5 protein-coding genes are annotated in these 4959 nt (G+C 58.5%); 2 read left to right on the top strand and 3 right to left on the bottom strand.

The window, feature by feature from the left end; all coding sequences use genetic code 11:
• Positions 1–126: 126 nt before the first annotated feature.
• Positions 127–336 carry a cold-shock protein gene (locus tag ACW9HW_RS28715; RefSeq protein ID WP_002554837.1) on the bottom strand — a complete coding sequence of 70 codons (210 nt, stop codon included), beginning with the start codon at positions 334–336 and terminating at the stop codon, positions 127–129.
• A gap of 352 nt (positions 337–688) precedes the next feature.
• Here ACW9HW_RS28715 and dcd point away from each other — a divergent pair, with 352 nt between their 5' ends.
• Both dcd and ACW9HW_RS28705 read left to right on the top strand, forming a co-directional pair.
• Positions 689–1255, top strand: coding sequence for a dCTP deaminase (dcd, locus tag ACW9HW_RS28710; RefSeq protein WP_007940589.1), 567 nt, complete (start codon positions 689–691; stop codon positions 1253–1255).
• Between the two features lie 106 nt (positions 1256–1361).
• Entirely contained in the window at positions 1362–1571 is a 210-nt protein-coding gene (locus ACW9HW_RS28705; protein WP_095197445.1) for a hypothetical protein, read from the top strand.
• 100 nt (positions 1572–1671) lie between these two features.
• Here the strand turns inward: ACW9HW_RS28705 and pdeM are convergent, their stop codons facing one another.
• Both pdeM and ACW9HW_RS28695 read right to left on the bottom strand, forming a co-directional pair.
• Complete coding sequence (gene pdeM / locus ACW9HW_RS28700; RefSeq protein WP_457402685.1) at positions 1672–2331, bottom strand: ligase-associated DNA damage response endonuclease PdeM; 660 nt, start codon at positions 2329–2331, stop codon at positions 1672–1674.
• On the bottom strand, positions 2328–4817 hold the full coding sequence (locus tag ACW9HW_RS28695) for a ligase-associated DNA damage response DEXH box helicase (protein WP_457402683.1): 2490 nt from the start codon (positions 4815–4817) through the stop codon (positions 2328–2330). Before ACW9HW_RS28695 ends, pdeM begins: the two co-directional genes overlap by 4 nt.
• Positions 4818–4959: the final 142 nt, after the last annotated feature.

Genomic DNA, 4959 nt, shown 5'->3' with positions numbered 1-4959 from the left:
TATATGGATTGATGTACATCCTGTAGGAGCTGCCGAAGGCTGCGATCTTTTTTGCCCGCGAAAAACACACAGGCACAAAAAAGCCCCGCTTTTGAGGGCGGGGCTTTTTACTAAAGCAAGTACAAGTTAGATAACTTGAACTTCTTCAGCTTGCATGCCTTTCTGACCGCGGGTAGCGATGAAAGAAACCTGTTGGCCTTCTTTCAGGCTTTTGAAGCCGTCGGATTGGATAGCTTTGAAGTGAACGAACAGGTCGTCACCGGATTGTGGAGTGATGAAGCCGAAGCCTTTTTCATCGTTGAACCACTTAACGGTACCGGTTTGGCGATTAGACATGGTGTAACTCCTTGAACAAAGATAACTGCGACTCAGGAAGAACCCTGGCCGAGACTGAGTGCAAAGAGCAGGAAAAATTCTTGTAGATGGTTGGATCGAAATTCAACATATCGTGTAGAGATTCTCAGTGACACAAGCAGCACAGTGGCGCCACCTTAACCCTTTTTCCGGAACGTGCCAATGCTTCTTGCGAAGGTTTCTCGGTTTTCATGATCGACGGTGCACCGTATTGTTTCGAAGGTCCGTAAATTCAGGGTGATCGTCGAGAATTGTGCCGAGCACTTTGAACCCGGCGGCGCGCACCGGTAAGATGCCGGACAGTTTTTTCCACCTCGCTATTCAGGACACCGCCATGAGCATCAAATCGGACAAGTGGATTCGCCGCATGGCGCAGGAACACGGCATGATCGAGCCGTTCGTCGAGCGCCAGATGCGCGGCAGCGACGATAGCCGTGTGATCTCCTACGGTGTGTCGAGTTACGGCTACGACGTTCGTTGCACCAATCATTTCAAGGTGTTCACCAACATCAATTCGGCCATCGTCGATCCGAAAAACTTCGATGCCGGCAGCTTCGTCGACATCCACAGCGACGTCTGCATCATCCCGCCGAACTCCTTCGCCCTGGCCAGCACCGTCGAATACTTCCGCATACCGCGCAACGTATTGACCATTTGCCTGGGCAAGAGCACCTACGCTCGCTGCGGTATCATCGTCAACGTCACCCCGCTTGAGCCGGAGTGGGAAGGTCACGTGACCCTGGAATTCTCGAACACCACCAACCTGCCGGCGAAGATCTACGCCAACGAAGGCGTGGCGCAGATGCTGTTCCTTGAGTCTGACGAAGAGTGCGAAGTTTCCTACAAGGACCGTGGCGGCAAGTACCAGGGCCAGCGCGGCGTGACCCTGCCGCGGACCTGAGTCAACCGTCTGACAAACCGTGGGAATTCTTGAGCGGGCGTACACTCTATGAAGTGTACTGCCCGATCCGCGCAAGGCGGATCGGGCCTTCGCTCAGGAGTGCTATATGAAGATCGACCCGAAGATAAGTGCCGAACTGGCAAGGCTTGAGCCCAATCAGGTTGGCGTTCTGGCCTGGTCCTTGTTGGCACACCCGCCGATCAGCATGGCAGGGGGCATCCCTGGCCAACCTGATCCCGATACCCCCAATGAACAACCCACCGAACCTGGTGAGCCCACCCTGCCGGATGAGCCGCCTCCCGCGCCTGTGGCTTGATCACAGGATCATTGTTGGAGCGAGCTTCGCGGTGGGCGCAACGGCAACGCATTTATTCACGTACCCTTGTGACCGTTGACGTTCCTCACGTAGCCCGCTCCTACGGGGTGACCGGCCAAATTTCATTGTCACCGATGACGAGGATCCGACAGTTCTCGTCCTGCTCGACCGGGTAGCCACCGGTAAACGCACCGAAAGCCGGCAGCAGGCTGACATCGGTTCCCAGTCGGAAACATGCCAGCCGCAGGCTCTGACGACCTCTGCCATGTAGCCGATAGACCGGATGCACATGACCGGCGAGTACATGGCGGGTCGGATGCCGGGCCGGCTCATGTTGCAGGGCGAACGGCCCGAGCACCAAGGGCTCAGGCACTACGCGAATATTCAGCGCGGCTGGCGGGTCGCCAGCGCTTTTGTCGTGATTGCCGCGGATCAGCGTCATGGCAAGGTCGCGGTGCCGCGCTCGCCAATGGGCTAATGCCTCCAGAGTGGCCGGTGCGTGGGAGCCTCGGCCGTGGAGAAAATCGCCGAGAAAAATCAGCTGCCGACAGGGCAGGGTGTTCAGTACGATGTCCAGCATGGCGATATTTTTCCGGGTGGTTCCTTGGGGAACGGGTTGGCCGAGACTTCGGTAAGCGGCGGCCTTGCCGAAGTGCGCGTCTGCGATGAGTAACGCTTGTTGCGTCGGCCAGTAGATGGCCTTTTCCGGCAGCAACCAGAGCTCCTCACCAGCCAGGAGTACCGGGTACGGTGTGCTCATTGGGCGTTCCCAATGTCGGCGGATTGCTCCAGATCGCTGACCATGCGCCTGATGCGATCGGCGAGTTTTTCCGAACTCATGCTTTCGCGCATGCGTTCCACCAGCAGCGGAAAACCGAGCGGTGTAGGACGCTTGACCAAGTGCATGTCCAGTTTCATCCGGTTGATGCGCTCCAGTGTCAGTTCAAGGCGACGAATATCCAGCTCTTGCCGTAATACCTCTTCCCCGGCTTGAGCCAGCAACAGGTTGTCGGCGTCATATTGTTTGAAAACTTCATAGAACAGACCACTGGAGGCCTGAACCTGACGGGTACTTTTCGGCGCACCGGGATAGCCGGCGAAAACCAGCCCGGCAATCCGCGCGATTTCCCGAAAACGTCGCAAGGCAAGTTCTCCCGCATTCAGGCTGGCCAGCACGTCGTTCAAAAGATGATCTGCACTGAATAACGCGCTATCAAGTCGCTGCATCCAATCGACAGGTGTGGCACTGAGCAATTCCAGGCCGTAATCATTGACCGCAATCGATAGTGTCAGCGGTTGTCGCCGGCTGATTCTCCATGCCAGCAGACTGGCCAGCCCCAAATGCACCTGGCGTCCGGCGAAGGGGTAGAGGAAGAGGTGCCAGCCTTCGCGGGACTTCAGTGTTTCAGCCAACAGACTGTTCTCGGTTGGCAACCCGGACCACTGTTGCTGCACCTCCAGCAGCGGACGCAACGCCTGCATTTCGGGCCCTATGAACTGGCCGCCTGCTGCCGCCGAGAACCGCGCGACCACTGCATGGGCCAACTCGCTGGACAACGGCATGCGCCCGCCATTCCAACGCGGCACCGCGGCTTTTTTCACGGTGCTGCGCTTGACGTAGGCGGTCATGTTCTCCACCCGCACCAGCTCCAGCAATCGGCCGGCAAAGAGAAAACCATCGCCAGGCCTGAGACGGGCGATGAAGTTTTCTTCGACACTGCCCAATTGCTTGCCACCGCCGCCCTTGCTCCAGAACTTCAGCTGGATGCTCGCATTGCTGACGATGGTGCCGATGCTCATGCGATGCCGCCGGGCCAGTCGCGCATCAGGTACCCGCCAGACACCCTGTTCATCAGGTTCGACCCGGCGATAGTCGGGATATGCTGTCAGAGAAAGTCCGCCGTGACGCACGAAAGCCAACGCCCAAGCCCAGTCTGCCGGGGAGAGGTCGCGATAAGCCCAGGCGCTGCGCACTTCTTCATACAGCTCATCAGGTACAAATCCGCCTCCCAGTGCAATGCTAACCAGATGTTGCACCAGGACATCCAATGGCTTGCGGGGCGAAAAGCGTGATTCGATGCGACGTTGCGCCACCGCATCCTGTGCCGCTGCGGCTTCGATCAATTCAAGGCTGTGGGTCGGCACCAGCGAGACCCGTGACACCCGCCCCGGTGCGTGACCGGAGCGCCCTGCACGCTGCATCAGCCGCGCCACGCCCTTGGCGGAGCCGATTTGCAGTACCCGCTCCACCGGCAGGAAGTCCACCCCCAGATCAAGGCTGGAGGTGCAAACCACCGCTTTGAGCTGACCGTCCTTGAGTGCGCGTTCGACCCAGTCACGTGTGTCGCGGGACAGTGAGCTGTGATGCAACGCGATCACTCCGGCCCAGTCTGGTCGAGCGTCGAGCAAGGCTTGATACCAGATCTCCGATTGCGCACGAGTGTTGGTGAACACCAGGCTGTTGGAACTGGATTCGATCTCGGCGACGACTTGCGGCAGCATCTTCAAGCCAATGTGCCCAGCCCAGGGAAAGCGTTCAAGGTTGGGCGGCAGCAGCGTGTCGACCTGCAATGTCTTGGTGGTTTGGCCTTGAACGCTGATACCGCCGCCCTGTGGGATCAATACTTGCTCGGCATGGGGTTGATTGCCCAGCGTCGCGGAAACACCCCAGACGATCAATTCAGGGTGCCAACGTCGCAAGCGGGCCAATGCCAGTTGCAACTGCACACCGCGCTTATTGCCAAGCAGTTCGTGCCATTCATCAACGACCACCATGCGCAGGGTAGCGAGCGCGGTTTGCGCGTCGGCGCGGGCGAGCATCAGGGTCAGGCTTTCCGGGGTGGTAATGAGGGTAGTTGGCAGTCGACGAGTTTGGCGCGCCCGTTCGCTGTTGCCGGTGTCGCCGGTGCGCAGGCCGACAGTCCAGGGAATCTGCAAGTCGTGTAGCGGCGCTTCCAGCGCCCGAGCGGTGTCAGCGGCAAGGGCGCGCATGGGGGTTATCCACAACACTGCCAGCGGTTCGGCGATGGGATTGCGCTTGCGGGGTTTTTCAACCCGAGACGTGTAACGAGCAAAACGATTGAGCGCGGCAAACCAGACGGCGTAAGTTTTACCGGCGCCGGTGCTGGCGTTCAGTAAACCGGACTGGCCTTGTTTTACCGCTGCCCACACCTGTTTCTGAAAGACGAACGGCTTCCAGCCGCGAGCGATGAACCAGTGTTTTGCGTAGTCTGGGGAGGTACCCATGCGGGCGTGTGCGCTCTGAAAGTGTTCTTTCAGTGACCGCAGTGCGAGTGAACAAGTTTAATCGCGGTAGGTTTTGAATTCTTGAACGACACCCAAAGCCTGTAGGAGCGAAGCTTGCTCGCGAAGGTGTGTCAGTCGACAC

Source organism: Pseudomonas sp. SDO5532_S415 (assembly GCF_054071155.1).
Note: the sequence above shows the minus strand (reverse complement) of the source record. Positions and strands in the feature narration are given on the sequence as shown.

Excerpts from the sequence above, each read along its gene's own strand:
- ACW9HW_RS28715 (WP_002554837.1), bottom strand. The coding sequence starts at position 336 with ATGTCTAATCGCCAAACCGGTACCGTTAAGTGGTTCAACGATGAAAAA.
- ACW9HW_RS28695 (WP_457402683.1), bottom strand. The coding sequence starts at position 4,817 with ATGGGTACCTCCCCAGACTACGCAAAACACTGGTTCATCGCTCGCGGC.
- dcd (WP_007940589.1), top strand. The coding sequence starts at position 689 with ATGAGCATCAAATCGGACAAGTGGATTCGCCGCATGGCGCAGGAACAC.
- pdeM (WP_457402685.1), bottom strand. The coding sequence starts at position 2,331 with ATGAGCACACCGTACCCGGTACTCCTGGCTGGTGAGGAGCTCTGGTTG.
- ACW9HW_RS28705 (WP_095197445.1), top strand. The coding sequence starts at position 1,362 with ATGAAGATCGACCCGAAGATAAGTGCCGAACTGGCAAGGCTTGAGCCC.